Annotated in this window: 11 protein-coding genes and 1 riboswitch; of the genes, 6 read left to right on the top strand and 5 right to left on the bottom strand. The window is 37.7% G+C overall.

Going from position 1 to position 16,886, the window contains the following annotated elements; all coding sequences use genetic code 11:
- Window positions 1-158: 158 nt before the first annotated feature.
- Window positions 159-5,252, top strand: a complete 5,094-nt coding sequence (locus tag DZB84_RS25200; protein WP_223254382.1) for a 5'-nucleotidase C-terminal domain-containing protein — start codon at window positions 159-161, stop codon at window positions 5,250-5,252.
- Between the two features lie 324 nt (window positions 5,253-5,576).
- Window positions 5,577-6,116 carry a GNAT family N-acetyltransferase gene (locus DZB84_RS05270; RefSeq protein ID WP_116351212.1) on the top strand — a complete coding sequence of 180 codons (540 nt, stop codon included), beginning with the start codon at window positions 5,577-5,579 and terminating at the stop codon, window positions 6,114-6,116.
- A 38-nt stretch (window positions 6,117-6,154) separates the two neighbouring features.
- On the opposite strand, the gene DZB84_RS05265 is transcribed toward DZB84_RS05270, so the two are convergent.
- Window positions 6,155-6,565: a VOC family protein gene (locus DZB84_RS05265; protein WP_116351211.1), complete on the bottom strand. Its 411-nt coding sequence runs from the start codon at window positions 6,563-6,565 to the stop codon at window positions 6,155-6,157.
- Between the two features lie 152 nt (window positions 6,566-6,717).
- Between DZB84_RS05265 and DZB84_RS05260 the strand changes: the two genes are divergently transcribed.
- From DZB84_RS05260 to DZB84_RS05245, 4 genes are all read left to right on the top strand, one after another.
- Window positions 6,718-7,227: a GNAT family N-acetyltransferase gene (locus DZB84_RS05260; RefSeq protein ID WP_116351210.1), complete on the top strand. Its 510-nt coding sequence runs from the start codon at window positions 6,718-6,720 to the stop codon at window positions 7,225-7,227.
- A gap of 97 nt (window positions 7,228-7,324) precedes the next feature.
- A riboswitch (cobalamin riboswitch) is annotated at window positions 7,325-7,522 on the top strand.
- Between the two features lie 153 nt (window positions 7,523-7,675).
- Window positions 7,676-9,949 carry a ribonucleoside-diphosphate reductase subunit alpha gene (locus DZB84_RS05255; RefSeq protein ID WP_116351477.1) on the top strand — a complete coding sequence of 758 codons (2,274 nt, stop codon included), beginning with the start codon at window positions 7,676-7,678 and terminating at the stop codon, window positions 9,947-9,949.
- Window positions 9,950-9,964: 15 nt separating this feature from the next.
- Window positions 9,965-11,011, top strand: a complete 1,047-nt coding sequence (locus DZB84_RS05250) for a ribonucleotide-diphosphate reductase subunit beta (protein ID WP_116351209.1) — start codon at window positions 9,965-9,967, stop codon at window positions 11,009-11,011.
- Between the two features lie 2 nt (window positions 11,012-11,013).
- Window positions 11,014-11,475, top strand: coding sequence for a flavodoxin domain-containing protein (locus tag DZB84_RS05245; protein WP_116351208.1), 462 nt, complete (start codon window positions 11,014-11,016; stop codon window positions 11,473-11,475).
- Here DZB84_RS05245 and DZB84_RS05240 read toward each other — a convergent pair.
- The 4 genes from DZB84_RS05240 to DZB84_RS05225 all read right to left on the bottom strand — a co-directional run bounded on the left by DZB84_RS05240 (window position 11,429) and on the right by DZB84_RS05225 (window position 16,871).
- A complete protein-coding gene (locus DZB84_RS05240; protein ID WP_116351207.1) occupies window positions 11,429-11,902 on the bottom strand; it encodes a DUF2269 family protein in 474 nt (157 codons plus the stop codon). The two genes, DZB84_RS05245 and DZB84_RS05240, sit on opposite strands and share 47 nt — an antisense overlap.
- A gap of 93 nt (window positions 11,903-11,995) precedes the next feature.
- A complete protein-coding gene (locus DZB84_RS05235) occupies window positions 11,996-13,126 on the bottom strand; it encodes an MFS transporter (protein ID WP_189655154.1) in 1,131 nt (376 codons plus the stop codon).
- A gap of 524 nt (window positions 13,127-13,650) precedes the next feature.
- Window positions 13,651-14,073, bottom strand: coding sequence for a universal stress protein (locus DZB84_RS05230; protein ID WP_116351205.1), 423 nt, complete (start codon window positions 14,071-14,073; stop codon window positions 13,651-13,653).
- A 137-nt stretch (window positions 14,074-14,210) separates the two neighbouring features.
- Window positions 14,211-16,871: a cation-translocating P-type ATPase gene (locus DZB84_RS05225; RefSeq protein ID WP_116351204.1), complete on the bottom strand. Its 2,661-nt coding sequence runs from the start codon at window positions 16,869-16,871 to the stop codon at window positions 14,211-14,213.
- Window positions 16,872-16,886 lie beyond the last annotated feature (15 nt).

Genomic DNA, 16,886 nt, shown 5'->3' with positions numbered 1-16,886 from the left:
ACGTTAAATCATGACTTTTTACCTATTGTTCGTGTTTTATAGGTAAATTAGGTTGAAGTTTTGTTTATTTTTCGTAAATTATATTGACCTATATTTACTTTGCCATTATCCTGTAGGCGAACCAATTTCTACTAATTAATAAGTGAGGGGAGAACGCTGTGAAAAAAGTCTTAGTGAAAAAATTACTATCGATCTTATTTGTGTTTAGTTTAATAGTACCAACTACACTATTAAACTTTGCACCTGCTGTAAGTGCGGCAGAAGCAACAGCCGAAGATCTATTTATTTCAGAGTATATTGAGGGGAGTAGTTTTAATAAAGCGATTGAGCTTTATAATGGGACAGGCTCTAATGTTGATTTGAGTGAGTATTCGTTTGAATTATATTCAAACGGGAGCAACTCACCGAATTATTCATTACAACTAACTGGAATTCTTCAAAATGGTGATACCTATGTGATCTACCATAGAGATGCAACTGAAGCGATTAAAAATGTTGGAGATTTAGAAAATGCAACCATTATCAATTTCAACGGCGATGATGCGATTGTTCTAAAGCAAGGAGATCAAGTAATTGACTCCTTAGGGCAAGTTGGTCAACGTATTAATAATTTGAGTGATGTTACTCTAGTAAGAAACAGTGACATTACAGCTGGAGATACTAATCCAAGTGATGCTTTTGATCCAACAGTAGAATGGTCTAATTTAGGGAAAGACGTATTTTCAGATCTTGGAAAACATACTTTTGGCAATACTACCCCTAGTGATCCAGACCCAGAACAACCAACCGTAATTAGCATTGCTGAAGCACGTGCTCAAGGTACGGGTTCAGCAACAGTTAAAGGAATTGTAACAGCAACATTAAAAAATACGATTCACATTCAAGATGAAACGGCGGCTATTGCTGTTCGACCAACATCCTTAGATGTTCAACTTGGCGATGAAATCACTGTTAGTGGTTCATTACAAGATTATCGAGGGCTATTACAACTAGATTCAGCAACACTAATTGAAAAAACGGAAGATAAAGGCGAACCTGCACCGATTGAATTGGCAGGGGCAAATGTTAATGAAGAAAATGAATCTAAATTAGCAGTTGTCAAAAATGTTGAACTTGTAAAAGTTAATGAAGGCAGTGGTTGGGCAAATTACACTGCTAAAGCTGAAGATGGTACAGAGTTCATAGTACGTGATGAAAAAGGTACATTGTTACTTTCTGTTGGAACCACATACGATTCGATAACTGGTATCGTTCAACAATTCGACCAAGATTATCAAATCATTCCTCGTGGACAAGCAGATATAATTGAGGATGCATCAAAAGTTCAATCAGTAAATGCATCTCATCCTTCAGGTACCATTCCTACAGGAACGCAAGTAACATTATCTACTACAACTGAAGGTGCAGACATTTACTATACAACAGATGGAACTGAACCAATAGTTGAGAATGGTCGAAAGTACAGCGAACCGATTACTATTGACCAAGATCTAACAATCAAAGCTATTGCTGTTAAAGAAGGCCTAACGGCTAGTGAAGTTAAAGAATTTACTTATAAAGTATACGAACTTGAAAATATCAATATCCATGATATCCAAGGAGAAGCTCACGAATCTCCACTTAAAGGTCAAACTGTTGAAAATGTTGAAGGTATCGTTACGTATACCTACAAAATCGGAAGCGGAAACTACTTTCATATGCAAACTCCAGATGACCAAAAGGATAATAATCCTAAGACATCTGAAGGGATTGTCGTTTATACAGGGAACAAAGCAAATGTAAAAGTTGGTAATTTAGTAAGTGTAACAGGTACAGTTGATGAGTACCATATCGACGGCTACAGTAATACAAAAAGTGATACTGACCTACCAGTCACTCAAATTAATGCAAGAGATGATCGTGGCGGTGTAGTAACACTCATTGAGGAAACAGTTGAATTACCTCAACCAATTGAAATTACAAGCGAAAACTTACCTAACGAAGTAATCGATAATGATAGTTTTGCAAATTTTGATCCAGAAGAAGATGCAATTGATTTCTGGGAAAGCATTGAAGGTATGCTTGTTGAAGTAGGAACTGTGAAGGCTGTTGCCCCTCAGGAACATGGAGATTTAATTACTGTTCTTGAAAACAGACAAACTGATACAATCCATGGTGGCGTTTTATTTACTAAAGACAATGCTAATGCGGATCGTATTCAATTTAAAATGTACGATAATAATGCTGCTCGAGATTTTAAAGTAGCAACAGGAGACAAATTTACTGGACCTATTACAGGTGTCGTAAACTACGGTTTCCAAAATTATAAGATCTATGTTGATTTAGCAGATATGCAATCAAAACATGTTGAAGGCAATACAAAACCTGAGACAACAACAATTGTTAAAGAAGAAGATAAGCTAACGATTGCGTCTTATAATCTAGAAAACTTTTCAAATAATATAAAAGAAACATCAAATGATAAAGCACAGAAACTAGCAAGAGCATTTGTTCAAGATATGGAAAGTCCCGACATAATCGGGGTAACTGAAGTTCAAGATAATAATGGTCAAGATGCAGGTAATTCAGCTGCAAATGAAAGCTATGAACGTCTAATTCAAGCAATTATTGATGCAGGCGGTCCTGTTTATGAATATTTAAATATTGATCCTATTTATAATGCAGATGGTGGAGCACCAAATGCCAATATCCGTGTTGGATTCTTATATAATCCAGAACGTGTTTCTTTACCAGAAGGAATTCCAGCAGGTGATGCTACAACTGCAGTTGGTTATGAAAATGGTAAATTAACACATAACCCTGGACGAATTGATCCTACAAATCCTGCATTTGATAACAGCCGAAAACCATTAGCAGCACAATTTACCTTCCAAGGTGAAGATGTTGTTGTGATTGCAAACCATTGGAACTCAAAATCCGGAGACACTCCTTTATTCGGTTCAACACAACCACCTGTATATGGTAGTGAAGATCAGCGTAAACAAATCGCAAATGTAGTTTATAACTTTGTTGAAGAAATAAAAGCTGAAAATCCGGATGCAAATATCGTATCTGTTGGTGACTATAATGATTTTCAATTCTCTGATTCTATGAAAATATTTGAGGGCGAATTGATGACCAACATGATAAACCATGTTGAACAAAGTGATCGTTACACATACTTGTTCCAAGGTAATTCACAAGTTTTAGACCATATTGTGGTATCAAATAATCTAGTGCCAAGAACTAAGATTGATATTTTACACATCAATGCGGACTTTACCGATATGGCCGGGCGTGCAAGTGACCATGACCCAGTAATGGTACAAGTGGATTTAAAAGACAAGAAAGACAATTTCGACCTAACTGTGATGCATACAAATGATACACACGCAGCCCTAGATAATATGCCTAAAACAGTCACTGCGGTGAAAGAAGAAAGAGCCAAAGATTCAAATGCACTTCTTTTACATGCAGGAGATGCCTTTACAGGAACTTTGTATTTCAACGAATTCCAAGGTGAAGCAGACTTAGCCATGATGAACTTGATGGGCTTTGATGCGATGACTTTTGGTAACCATGAATTTGATTTAGGTTCTTCAGCAGAAGGACATCAAAAATTAGCCGAATTTATCCAAGGTGCCACATTCCCATTTGTGAGTGCCAATGCTGACTTCTCGAAGGATGCTACATTCGCTGGAATTTTCAATGATTCTATCGAAGCAGAATTTAATAATGGCCAAATTTACAATGGAATTATCAAAGAGATAAACGGTGAAAAAGTGGGTATCTTTGGTTTAACAACAGAGGAAACAGCCGATATCTCAAGTCCGGGTTTGATTGAATTTGAAAACTATCTTGAGGAAGCTGAAAAGGCTGTAACAGCTTTTGAAGCACAAGGTGTTAACAAAATAATTGCATTAACCCACATTGGATATGACGATAATGCAGCGGTAGACAACGATTTAATCCTTGCTGAAGAAGTAGAAGGCATTGACGTAATTGTTGGTGGGCACAGCCATACAACATTGTCTGAACCTGTTGTTGTTGCAAAAGACCAAACACCAACAGTAATCGTTCAAACAGGTAATGCGAACAGCAACCTAGGGGTTCTAAATGTTGAATTTGATGAAAATGGTGTAGTAGTAGCCCATGATGGTGGTTTAGTTGCAATCGGCAATCAAGTGGATGATCCTGAAGCTGCCGAGATATTAGCACCATTTAAAGCACGCGTCGATGAGGTAGCTCAGGAGGAAATTGGTGTAGAAGCTCCAATCGAATTAGAAAACCCTCGTACAAATGGTGATAATACAAAACCAAGCGTACGTAAAAACGAAACCATTCTTGGTAACTTGATTACAGATGGTATGCTTACAAAAGCAAGAGAATTCACTGGTGAAAATGTCGTAATGGCGCTACAAAACGGTGGTGGTATCCGTTCAGCTATAAATGCCGGTCCAATCACTGTTGGTGAAGTTATTTCAGTTCTTCCTTTTGGGAATACGTTGGCAACGATGGAATTAACAGGAGCAGAGCTAAAAGAAGCGTTTGAAATTTCTTTAGGTAAATATCCAGGAGAGAATGGTGGTTTTTTACATGTGGCAGGAGGTAAGGTAGAATTTGATTCTTCCAAACCAGCTGGGGAACGTGTAGTTGAAGTTTACATCAAAGATTCCAATAATAAGCTTGTTGCTGTTAATGATGGTACAACGTACATCATTGCAACAAATGCATTCACAGCTAAAGGTGGAGATGGCTATGATGTATTTGCAAAGGCTTATGAAGAAGGTCGTGTAACGGATCTTGGACTTTCCGATTGGGAAAACTTCCGTGACCATTTAATAAACCTTGGTAGTGAAGGAATTCCAACTGAAATTGAAGGTAGAGTTGTTGATATTCTTACAACACCAGGTGAAGAACCAGAAGAACCTCAAGTTGTTGTTGTTACTCCAGAGGTTGAGCGAGGAAACAAGTATGTTGTAACAGCAAATGATTTAGGTGATTTAACAGATGGAGCTACTGTTAGAGTAGAAGTACCTGAAAAGAAAAATACCATTTTTGTATCATTGAGTTCTGAAGCTGTTACAAAGCTTAAAGAAGCAAATGCAACATTAGTAATTTCTATTAACGCTGTTGAACTTCAAGTTCCTGCAGCTGAATTGCCTGATGGTGAAATAGAAATTAAAGTGCAAAAAAACAATCGTAAGGGTGCTTTAGATGCTTATGATTTCGCAATGAAATCCAAAGGTACAGGATTTCAAACGATCAATTAAAAATTACTCAGAGTGTAGACAAAGTCAGTACTGACTTTGTCTACACGTTTTTTTACAGATAACTAGATGTAAATTACTTTCCCTAGACTGTCTTGAAAACGCTTGTCAGACAAGACGCGAATAGAAGTTGCCTTCATGAGCGGACGAGAAGGTAAGCAACGAAGTATGCGAGCGTTTGTCAACAGTCTGGGCCATAGAACTTGTTTCTATGGCTTTTATAATGAGAACTACTCGGGAACATATGAAAATAAAGTAAGTTTGAAAAAGGAAATCGACGCGAACTGTTGAATTACTAAATTAGTCGATAATTAAGGGGTATTTCATATGATTACATACAATCTACTAAAAGGAAAAAAGGTGGAACTTGTAAGATTTAAGGATGATGATGTTCCAACAATTGTGAGTTGGTATGAAGATCAGGAGTTTCTTAGAAATTTAGATACATTACCATCCTTCCCAAAACATCCTTCTGATTTCAAGGAGTGGGTCGAGCAGAAAAATGAAAAAGCATTCGTGTTTGGAATTAAAGAGCTAGATACAGAAAAATTAGTGGGCTTTGTCGACATTGATAGTATTATTTGGCCACATCGAAATGCATGGCTCGCAATTGCAATTGGTGGAGATGGTAACCGAAATAGAGGGCTAGGACATGAAGCGATGCAGCTTGTGTTAGATTTTGCATTTCAGGAATTAAATCTCCACAGAGTACAGTTAACCGTATTTCAATACAATGAAAGAGCCATCGCTTTATATGAAAAACTTGGCTTTGTCAGGGAAGGAACATCTAGGGAGTTCCTAGAGCGAGACGGTAAGCGTTTTGATATGTACTTTTATGGTCTGTTAAAACACGAATGGAAAAAATAAATGGAAATCCCCCCTGATGTTTGGGGGGACTTTCACATTTACTGTTTTTCAAAGTTTAAATCCCAAATAATCCCGAAAGGGTCTTTTACTTTTGCATATTTGGCTCCCCAGAAGGTATCCTGCAACTCCATAAATACTGTTCCTTTTTCCTTCAAATCATTAAACGTTTTCGTAATTTCTTCTTCACTTTCGAATTCGATTACAAGCGAGATGTTGTTTCCAAAATGAACTGTTTGGTCTGGAGAATCGTCGGAAACCATTAATAAGAAGTCATTCTTTTTAAATTTACCATGGATGAGTCTATCGTTCGCCCAATCTTGGTTCTCATAACCTGCTTTAGCATATGTTTGAACATCCAAAATTTCCCCTTCAAATATTTCCTTGTAATAGTCCAAAGCTTCTCTTGCATTTCCGTTAAACATTAAATAAGGTGTTGCTTGTCCTTTCATACACAAAACACTCCTTTTAAAATTTCGTATGCGCTACACTATGTTTTCTATTTCCTAAAGAAGTCATACGTTTTTGTATATTTTTTCCTTAAGTACCATTATAATTAAGTAAAATAAAAAACACAAGAACAAATGTTCTTAGGAGGGGTAATGTGAATATCAGAAAGCTTATACCAGAGGATGCGGAAGGCTATTGGAAGCTACGACTAAAAGGCTTAACAACGGATCCGGATGCCTTTTTAATCACGTATGATGAGGCAATAAAAAAGGAAGACCCAATAGGAGAATACAAGAAAAGTTTTCTATCTGATGAGATCGTAACGATTGGGGCATTTGAAGAAGCAAATTTAGTTGGTATGGTAACGCTAGTAAGGGAAACTCGTCAAAAAATCAGGCATAGGGCTAATATTGTAGCAATGTATGTTGATGATGAAAAAAGAGGGAAGGGAATTGCAAAAGCTTTGCTAACTGAAGCGATTAAGGTGGCTGAAAATATCTCTGAAATTGAGCAACTTTATTTAACGTTGGATGCTGAAAATAAACCAGCAAAGGAACTGTACAAAAAATTAGGGTTTGAAACTTTTGCTGTTAATAAAAAAGCAATGAAATACAATGGACAATATCGTGGCGAAGAGCATATGGTATTATTTCTCGAGAAATAATTTGTCAAAATTTGTCTTGCTAAAAGTGTAGTATTCACTTATTATTAATTTGATAGCATATATTGATAGATTTTTAACTTAAATAACTACATATTGTGTTTTGCCTTGAGAGAAAGATGCCGTGTAGGCTTAATAGGGAATCTGGTGAAAATCCAGAACTGCCCCCGCAACTGTAAATGCTGACGAAATGAACAGACCACTGTATAAGATAGCTTCAAAGTAGGTACTTATATGGGAAGGGTTCAAAGTAGAGGGATGCATAAGTCAGGAGACCTGTCTTTTCTTAAGATGTTTCACCTTCTTCGGGGATTGGGAAGATGAAACGGTGGCGACAGGTGGGCTCTATATTTATGCTCTCTTGATGTTATCGTTTCATCCGCTCAATTCGATCTGAGCGGATTTTTTTTGTTTAACGAGAAAATAGATAAGGGAGAGAAATAAATTGAATATCACAACACAAGGAGAATTGGATACAGTTCTACACTCGCTTGATTATGCTGAAAGGACCTATCAGCTTGATACAACCGAGCTAAGAAATAAACTGCAAGGAATGAATTATGAAGCAAATCAACATGCACTTTTTTATTCCCTAAACCGCATTGCCATGGATCAGCCAAACTGGACGTATTTAGCGGCCCATCTATATTTAAATGAGCTCTATGAAAAAGCTGCAACGAGTCGAAATTACAAAAGTGCCCAAAAATACGGGAGCTTTCATGAGTTAATTGAAGAATTAACGAACAAAGGGATCTACTCTAATGAATTAGTAAACTCTTATTCTAAAGATGAGATTTTTGAACTAGAACAGGTAATAGATCCTACTAAAGATCATCTATTTACATACATCGGGTTATTTTTATTGGCAGACCGATACCTTGCCAGAGACTATGAACGGAATATTTACGAACTTCCACAGGAGCGATTCATGATCATTGCGATGACATTAATGCAGCATGAAAAAAGGGATGTTCGGATCGAGTACGTCAAGGAAGCCTACTGGGCATTAAGTAATTTGTATATGACCGTTGCGACTCCAACTCTATCAAATGCAGGAAAAAGCTTTGGTCAGTTGTCCTCTTGTTTTATTGATACAGTTGAGGACTCACTTGATGGCATTTATTTAAATAACTGGGATATTGCGAGATTATCAAAAGATGGAGGTGGGATCGGTGTCTATTACGGGAAGGTTCGTGCGCTCGGTTCCGATATAAAAAAATTCAAAGGGAATTCTTCTGGGGTTGTGCCATGGATTCGTCTAATTAATGATACAGCAGTAAGTGTTGACCAATTAGGACAACGCCAAGGAGCAATTGCCATCTATCTTGATTTATTCCATAAGGACATTATGAATGGTTTCCTAGATTTAAAAACGAATAATGGGGACGAGCGCCGTAAGGCTCATGATATTTTTACGGGAGTATCCGTCCCAGATCTATTTATGAAAAAGCTACAAGAGATAGATGAAAATGGAAGAAGCATAGGGGAGTGGCACACCTTTTGTCCACATGAAGTAAAGCAAATCATGGGCTGGAAGGATGAGAACGGAAACCCATTAGGACTTGAAGATTTTTATGATGAAGAGGACGAAAAATACTTCACATTAAAATATATGGAAGCCGTCAATCATCCCCTACTACCACGTAAATCCTATCGAGCGATGGATGTCATGGCTCGAATCATGATTGCACAGCTAGAAACAGGAACACCATATATGTTCTACCGTGATGCAGTCAATCGTCAAAATCCGAACAAACATCTGCTCGGAAAAGGTCGAACAGCGATTTTCTGCAGTAATTTATGTACAGAGATTGCTCAAAATATGTCAGCAACAGCAATTACAAAAGAGTATGAAGATGAAGAAGGGAATATTGTGATCATTCGAAAACCGGGTGATTTTGTGGTATGTAATCTTTCATCTATTAATCTACCAAGGGCTGTTCAGGAAAATGTACTTGATCGATTAATCAGCATTCAAGTTAGAATGCTGGATAATGTAGTAGATTTAAATACCATTTCAGTCAAACAAGCAGATATCACTAATAAAAAGTTTCGCGCAGTAGGCCTAGGTACTTTTGGTTGGCATCATCTTTTAGCACAAAAGGGGATTTACTGGGAATCGAATGAAGCGGTTCAATATGCGGATAAGCTATACGAGGACATAGCCTATATTGCCATTCAATCTTCAATGGAGCTTGCAAAAGAAAAAGGTGCCTACCCGAAATTTAAAGGATCCGAGTGGGAAACGGGAGCCTATTTTACCCGCAGAAAGTACACATCTGAACGATGGAACAAGCTTAAAGAGAGTGTTTCTCAGATTGGATTAAGGAATGGCTGGCTGATGGCGGTTGCTCCCAATTCATCGACAGCCAAAATTGGAGGCTCTACCGATGGGATTGATCCTATTTTTGCAGTCGAGTATGCAGAGGAGAAAAAGAATTTTAAGTTTAAAGTCACTGCACCAGATATTAACCATAGAACCTATGAATTTTACCGAAAAGCACGTCATGAAGTGGATCAAATTTGGAGCATCAAACAAAATGCAGCACGTCAGCGTCATATTGACCAGGGGATTAGCTTTAATCTGTATGTCAGACATGATATTAAAGCAAAGGACCTCTTACAGCTCCATTTAGAGGCATGGAGACAAGGGTTAAAAACGACTTATTATGTCAGAAGTACGTCACAAGCAGAAATTGAAGAATGTGAACTATGCCACAGTTAAGGGGGAATAGAACGAATGACAATCAATCAGACGTTAACAAAAGTAAAATTATTTAATCCAGATTTTCCGAATAAATCAACAGGAATCATTAACGGAGAAACCTCGGGTTTATTGAATTGGAATGATATTGCCTATCCGCAAATGTATACTCTATATCAAACCCTGCTTTCGAATTTTTGGAAAGCGCAAGAAATTAATATGCAGGATGATATCAAGCAATGGGACCAATTAAGCCTTACTGAAAAGGATGTATTTTTACGAATAAACACTCAGCTCGCTTCACTAGATAGTTTGCAAACACCTACGATGAACCAGGTCATGGACTATGTAACGGATTCTAGCTTTAAAGCCATTTTCGCGGTGATATCACAGCAGGAAGCTGTTCATAATGAATCCTACTCCTATATTCTGAGTTCACTGGTGCCGTTACAGGAACAGAAGGATCGCTTTAATCAGGCAAAGGAAGATCCGATTGTTCGAAAAAGAAATCAGGTAATCCTTGAGGCTTACGAGGGATTCAGGGAGCATTCAACCCCAGAAAATTTGTTTAAACTGGCGATTAATTCAATTAACCTAGAAGGAATCTATTTTTATGCGGGCTTTGCCTTTTTCTATAATCTTGCGAGACAACAAAAAATGCTAAAAACGAGTACAATGATTAGCTATATTCAAAGGGATGAAATGCAGCATGCTTATTTCATCGCTCAATTTGTACGAATTCTTTTATCGGAAAATCCTGAACTAAACACCGAGGAAAACAAGGATTATGTCTTTAGGGCAATTGGACAGGCAGTGGAGCTAGAAAAAGAATGGGCACGCTATATTTTGAAAGATATTGATGGAATTGATTTAAAAGAATTTGAAGGATATGTTGAATATCTTGCTAATAAAAGGCTTCGCCAGCTTGGGTTCCAAAACTTATATGAAGAGAGGGAGAACCCAATGCCGTGGATTCAGGTGTTTAGTGATGAGATGATGAACGATACCAAATCGGATTTTTTCGAACAAAAATCACGAACCTATACCAAGGTATCTCAATCCAATGGGTTTGATGAACTTTAAATATGAAGATTGCGATTGTATATACATCGATTACTGGGAATACAGAGAAAGCGATGAATATCATTTACAAGTATATGTGTAGATACACTAGCAAGTGCTATGTCTATGAGGTAGAACATTTCCCTTTTTATGAATTGGAATCATATGATGCGATTATTATAGGTACCTATACTTGGGGAAATGGGGATGTTCCGCACGAAATGATTCCTCTTTATCGTTCATTCGAGAACAGTACAAACAAGGATTTAGTAACAGGTGTATTTGGCACTGGTGACCAATGCTATCCCCATTTTTGTGGGGCAGTTGATGAGTTTCGCGATATGCTTTATGTGCATTCAAACTTAGCAGCAACTTTAAAAATTGAATTAATGCCTCAGCATATTGATGAACATCGCTTTGAGCGCTTTGTTGAGGTTGTCATGGAGAGGGTAAAAAGTAAAAAGGTTTCCATATCATTAAAATGAACAGAAGAACACCGAATGCGGTAGCGAAATAAAATTGATTACTGATTTTCGAGAGAAGCTGGCTTTGCTCCTCAGGCAAATCAACAGCTTCTTTGTTATTTTCATCAAAAACCCAGCCTGCTAATTTTTTTGCGTTTGGATCAATGATCCCAATAACAACAATCTGAATAATGATATAAATAATAAGAGAGCCGATAAGCCAAAGATTTAAGAAAGAGCCATAATTTCCAATGATTACAAGAAGTATTCCTGTTAATACGGCAATTGAGCCTCCGATTTTAGGAAAGAAGTTAAGCATTTGACTTAATGCCATCGATTGTCTCAATTGTACGGCATTTTGTTTTTTGCGAAGTAGGACATGGGCAAAAAAGGTTGGACCCACACCAATTATGGCTGACAAAACATGAACAAGGATTAAAAATTTCACTCACTCACCTCCTACTTATAGCTTGTAAGCCGTTACTTTAGTACCATACAGATTATGTTTATGAAACAAATTTATAAAAGTATTCCTACGATTCTACATTTTTAATTTAAAACTCAGAATTATATTTAGGACAAATAATCCAATTAGACTTCTAAGTAAAATCGGAAAATCTAATACTGATGATAGCAGTGCTCCAAAGCTTCCTCCAGTCATTAAAGTAAATGAATATAGCGAAATAGCGGATCCTCTTGCCTCTTCACCAAGCTTACCGATGATCGAAATAAGGGAAGGGTAGAGTAGAGAAATAGCCGCAATAAAAGGGATGGAGAGGATGGCGATCATTGCAGGTGTATTTATAAAAAGGAGGAAACTTAAACTAAATGCTACAAGAAATAGACCAATTAATAATGTTTGACGGTCACCTAAATACCGTACGAATTTCCCTGTTAACAATGAAAAAGATGCACCAATAAGACCAATTGCCCTTATTTTAAATAAAGCTTGTTGGTCAATTGAATACTTTTCATGTAAGTATTGGCCAATTCCGTCATAAAACGAAATAAATGTTAGTAAAATCGAAAAGGTAATTATATAGCAGGTGACTAATGAGGGATTCTTAATCATTTTACATAGGTCTTGAAAAAGTGGTGCGGTAGCTTGTTTGGCGATGGGAACTGTTGGAAGGATAAACATACCGCAGATAAACAGAACAAGATAGATTATGGCAAAGCAAAAAAATACATACTCCCAGCCATAGAAATAAGTAAAGCTTGAACTAATAAGTTGCCCGAGGATTCCCGCAAATAAGAAGCCACAGTTAATAAGGGCTAGCACGAGTGTTCGGTGTCGAAGTGGAAATACATCAAAGATATACGCAAATGCAACCGGGGGGAAACTCCCTAAAGCAAAACCTTGAAGACTCCTGAAAAGATACAGTGAATGTTCATTAAATGAAAATCCCACCAAGCCAGTTGCAAGAAATGAAAGGATTAATCCAAGAAGAATGACTTTTTTTCTCCCTATTTTCTCAGAAACAGGCCCAAAGAATAGCAACCCACACGCATAAGAAAAGGAAAAAATGCTCCCGCCAACCACCACATGTTCAACAGAAATCTGGATTGCATTCGATATACTTTGATAAATGGGAATAAACGTATAAATATTAGATGCAACAAATATTCCTGTAACAATAAGAAATAACGCGGCAAGATATAACCTCTTCAACCTGACCACCACCCTTTTGTAACATATGCTTACCGGCAAGGTCTGGTTTAAAAAATCGAGGTTGTCAGAACGATTTTGAGAAAGAATCATAATAAATAAAGGCTGTTTTCGTAAACTTTGTTATTTTTGGCTAAAATTTTACGAAATTTAGCATGTACATTTTCATTATATAGTCGCACCTGTTCTTTGGAGCGCAGGCGCTTGACTCCTGCGGGAATAGCATGAGCCTTGAGACCCCGCAGGGAGCACTCTTTTTGTTCCCGAGTAGGCTCAAGCCATGCCCGCGGAAAGCGAGCAACGGAACAGAGGAACAGCCAGTTGACAGTATAAGTTCATTAAATCATTCATGACAGAAAATACTTGACTACAGTTAAGATAGCGAGTACCAGGAGCGGAAATCACCCTTTGTTTTAAAGCACCAATCTTTTAGAAATGAGCCTAAATAAAAAAGCGAGAGAAAACCTTGGTTATCTTCTCGCTTTTTTCTATAGTTAAACAGCACCTTCAACTGTAAAATCTATGTTTTATGGAACAATTGTCACTGGGCAAGGAGGTTCTTGTAAAACCTTATAACTAACACTACCAAGTACTGTTCGTTTAATTGCACCTAATCCCCTAAAACCCATGATAATTTGAGTCACCTGATTTTCTCTTGCCTCCGCACAGATTTCGACGCCAGGATCTCCAATTCTTAATTTGGTTTTCACTGGAAAAGAGAAATTCTTTGTTTCAGCTAAAGCTTTCTCAAACGCGACTTTACTTTCTTCATTTTGATAAGCCTGAATTTGTTCTTGCCGAACAAAGCGCTTTACATTCGGTGTGTTATAACTTGGTTGAACATTGAGGAGAATGATTTCTGAATCGGTTTCAACAGCTTGATTTAATGCGAAATGCAATGCTTTAATCGAATGGTCAGAACCGTCAACAGGCACTAGTAATCTAGGCATAATTAAGACCCCCTTCAAATTGACGGGATTGATTTGTGTACAATATCTCATCAATCCCTACTTTCATTATAAAGCTATATTAAAAGTTTGTTATAAAGTTAACTAAATTGTCGAAATAATAAAATATAGTAAAATACTCAAAAGATACGTTTCCATGCCTTCGCAAACTCATTCCCTATAATTGGTATAATGGATAGTCCGAGAATGAGAAGCCAATCATTGATGGTAAGAAAATGAATTCCAAACACATTGTTGAAAAACGGAATGTAGACAAGTCCTACCTGAATAGCAATACCTACACAAATAGCGGCGATTAAATATTTGTTTGTTAAAAGTCCAACCTTAAAAATAGATTTCCTACGACTTCGAAGGTTCAAGGAATGGAACAATTGGGAAACACTTAATGTGATAAAAGCCATTGTTTGAGCATGAACCAAAGCATCTGATGTAATGGTGCCATAATCGATTGAAAAGATGGAGTTTGCGCCGGAATAGAAACGTAAGCCCTCTATAAATGCAAACAATGTGATAAAACCAATTAGCAAACCATTTATTACGGTAAAGCTTCCACTCCCCTTAGCAAAAATACTTTCCTTAGGATCACGCGGTTTTTCCTTCATTACATCTGGATCATCAGGGTCCATCCCTAATGCAATTGCCGGAAGGGTATCTGTAATCAGATTCACCCAAAGAATTTGTACGGCTGTAAGTGGAGCAGGTAAGCCTAGTAAAATGCCAATGAATAAAGCTGTAATTTCCCCTAGATTACAAGAAAGTAAAAATAAAATAGATTTTTTGATATTTTGATAGATATTTCTACCATGCTCTACAGCTGATACAATCGTGGCGAAATTATCATCAGTAAGGATGATATCAGCAGCTCCTTTTGCGACGTCTGTACCTGTAATCCCCATAGCAACTCCGACGTCTGCCTGTTTTAATGATGGAGCATCATTTACACCATCGCCAGTCATGGAGGCAATGTGACCATTATCCTTGAATGCTTTTACAATTCGTACCTTATGTTCAGGAGAAACCCGTGCAAACACACGAACATTTTTCACCTTCTTTTGTAGCTCCGTATCACTAAGTGTATCAAGTGTCTGACCAGTCATTGTTTGTGCCTCATCCTTAGCAATTCCTAGTTCAGAGGCTATTGCCAATGCTGTCTTTTGATGGTCACCCGTAATCATAACCGTCTGAATTCCCGCATCTTTACAATAGGCAATGGATGCTCTGACCTCATCACGGGGAGGATCAATCATACCGATTAGCCCAAGGAATATAAGCTCTGATTCTAAGCTGCTATCGAGGTTGTTGGTATCTGTTACATTTCTCATAGCAACAGCTAGAACACGTAATGCTTTGTCAGACATTTTGCCAGAGGCTTCCTGGATTTTTTTCTCTTCTTCTTCTGTAATCGAAACAATATTCCCATCCTTATAAATAGCTGTAACCCTTGGTAATATGCTTTCCAAAGCTCCTTTAGTAAACGAAACAAAGCTGTCATTTTCCTTGTGAACGGTTGTCATCATTTTTCGATCGGAATCAAAGGGAAGTTCGAAAATTCGTTTGTAGGTCTTTTCAAGCTCTACTTTATGCAATCCACTATTCAACCCTGCTTGCACAAGGGCTATTTCTGTTGGATCTCCCGTACTTTGATCACGAGAAACTTGGGCATCATTACATAATGTAATTCCATGGAAAAATGGATGGCTTTGTGCAAATGCTGGAGCAATGTCACCTATCTCTTGAAAACGCTCATCCGTAAAAATAGCAGTAACCGTCATTTTGTTTTGCGTAAGTGTCCCAGTTTTATCTGAACATATTACACTTACAGCACCAAGGGTTTCCACGGCAGGAAGCTTGCGAACGATCGCATGATGCTTAATCATTCGTCCGACGCCCATGGCAAGCACAATCGTTACAATTGCAAGGAGACCCTCAGGAATAGCTGCAACCGCCAAGCTAACAGCAATAAGGAACATGTCCAACGGTTCTCTACCTTGAAAGAAACCAATCAAAAAGATAACGATTGAAACTAAGATTGCTGCTATTCCTAAAAACTTACCTAGTTCATCTAGTCTCTTTTGAAGAGGTGTGGTTTCTTTTTGTTGCTGTCCGAGCATTCCAGCAATCTTTCCGATTTCTGTATCCATACCAGTATGTACAACAACGCCAATTCCTCTTCCATAGGTTGCAAGAGTTGTCATAAAAGCCATATTCCTTTGATCGCCAATTGAAGCTTCTTGATTGGTTTTGAAAGATCTATCTTTTTCAACTGGCACAGATTCACCCGTTAATGCAGATTCCTCAATTTGTAAATTCGCTGTTTCCACAAGACGTAAATCAGCCGGAACAAACCGTCCAGCGTCTAAAACGACGATATCCCCCGGGACAATTTCTTCAGAGGGAATTTCCCTTAGGAGTCCATTTCTTTTAACAACTGCTTTTGGAGTGGACATCTTTTTTAATTCTTCCAAGGCTTTTTCGGCCTTTGACTCTTGAACAACTCCAATTACAGCATTGAGAAGGATGACTATAAAAATAATGGCAGCATCGGTGATTTCGCCAACGAAAGCAGAAATGACAGCGGCCGCGATTAGGATGTAGATTAACATACTATTAATTTGATCCCAGAACATTTTCAAGATTGAACCTTTTTTATGCTCGTCAAAGGTATTAGGACCAAACTTTTGAAGTCGTTCTTCGGCCTCACTTTCTTTAAGGCCTTTTTCAATATTGGTGGAAAGATCTGTTTCTACCTCGGTTATCGATTTTTTATACCATTGTGACATTTACATCACTTCTTT

Origin of the sequence: Bacillus sp. HNG, assembly GCF_003400205.1 — a bacterium.
Lineage (GTDB): Bacteria > Bacillota > Bacilli > Bacillales > Bacillaceae_L > Ferdinandcohnia.
This window is presented reverse-complemented; position numbering and strand designations above follow the sequence as displayed.

What these genes read in the sequence shown, in the direction of transcription:
- DZB84_RS05270 (WP_116351212.1), top strand. Translation starts at nt 5,577, where the DNA reads ATGATTACATACAATCTACTAAAAGGAAAAAAGGTGGAACTTGTAAGA.
- DZB84_RS05265 (WP_116351211.1), bottom strand. Translation starts at nt 6,565, where the DNA reads ATGAAAGGACAAGCAACACCTTATTTAATGTTTAACGGAAATGCAAGA.
- DZB84_RS05250 (WP_116351209.1), top strand. Translation starts at nt 9,965, where the DNA reads ATGACAATCAATCAGACGTTAACAAAAGTAAAATTATTTAATCCAGAT.
- DZB84_RS05245 (WP_116351208.1), top strand. Translation starts at nt 11,014, where the DNA reads ATGAAGATTGCGATTGTATATACATCGATTACTGGGAATACAGAGAAA.
- DZB84_RS05230 (WP_116351205.1), bottom strand. Translation starts at nt 14,073, where the DNA reads ATGCCTAGATTACTAGTGCCTGTTGACGGTTCTGACCATTCGATTAAA.
- DZB84_RS05225 (WP_116351204.1), bottom strand. Translation starts at nt 16,871, where the DNA reads ATGTCACAATGGTATAAAAAATCGATAACCGAGGTAGAAACAGATCTT.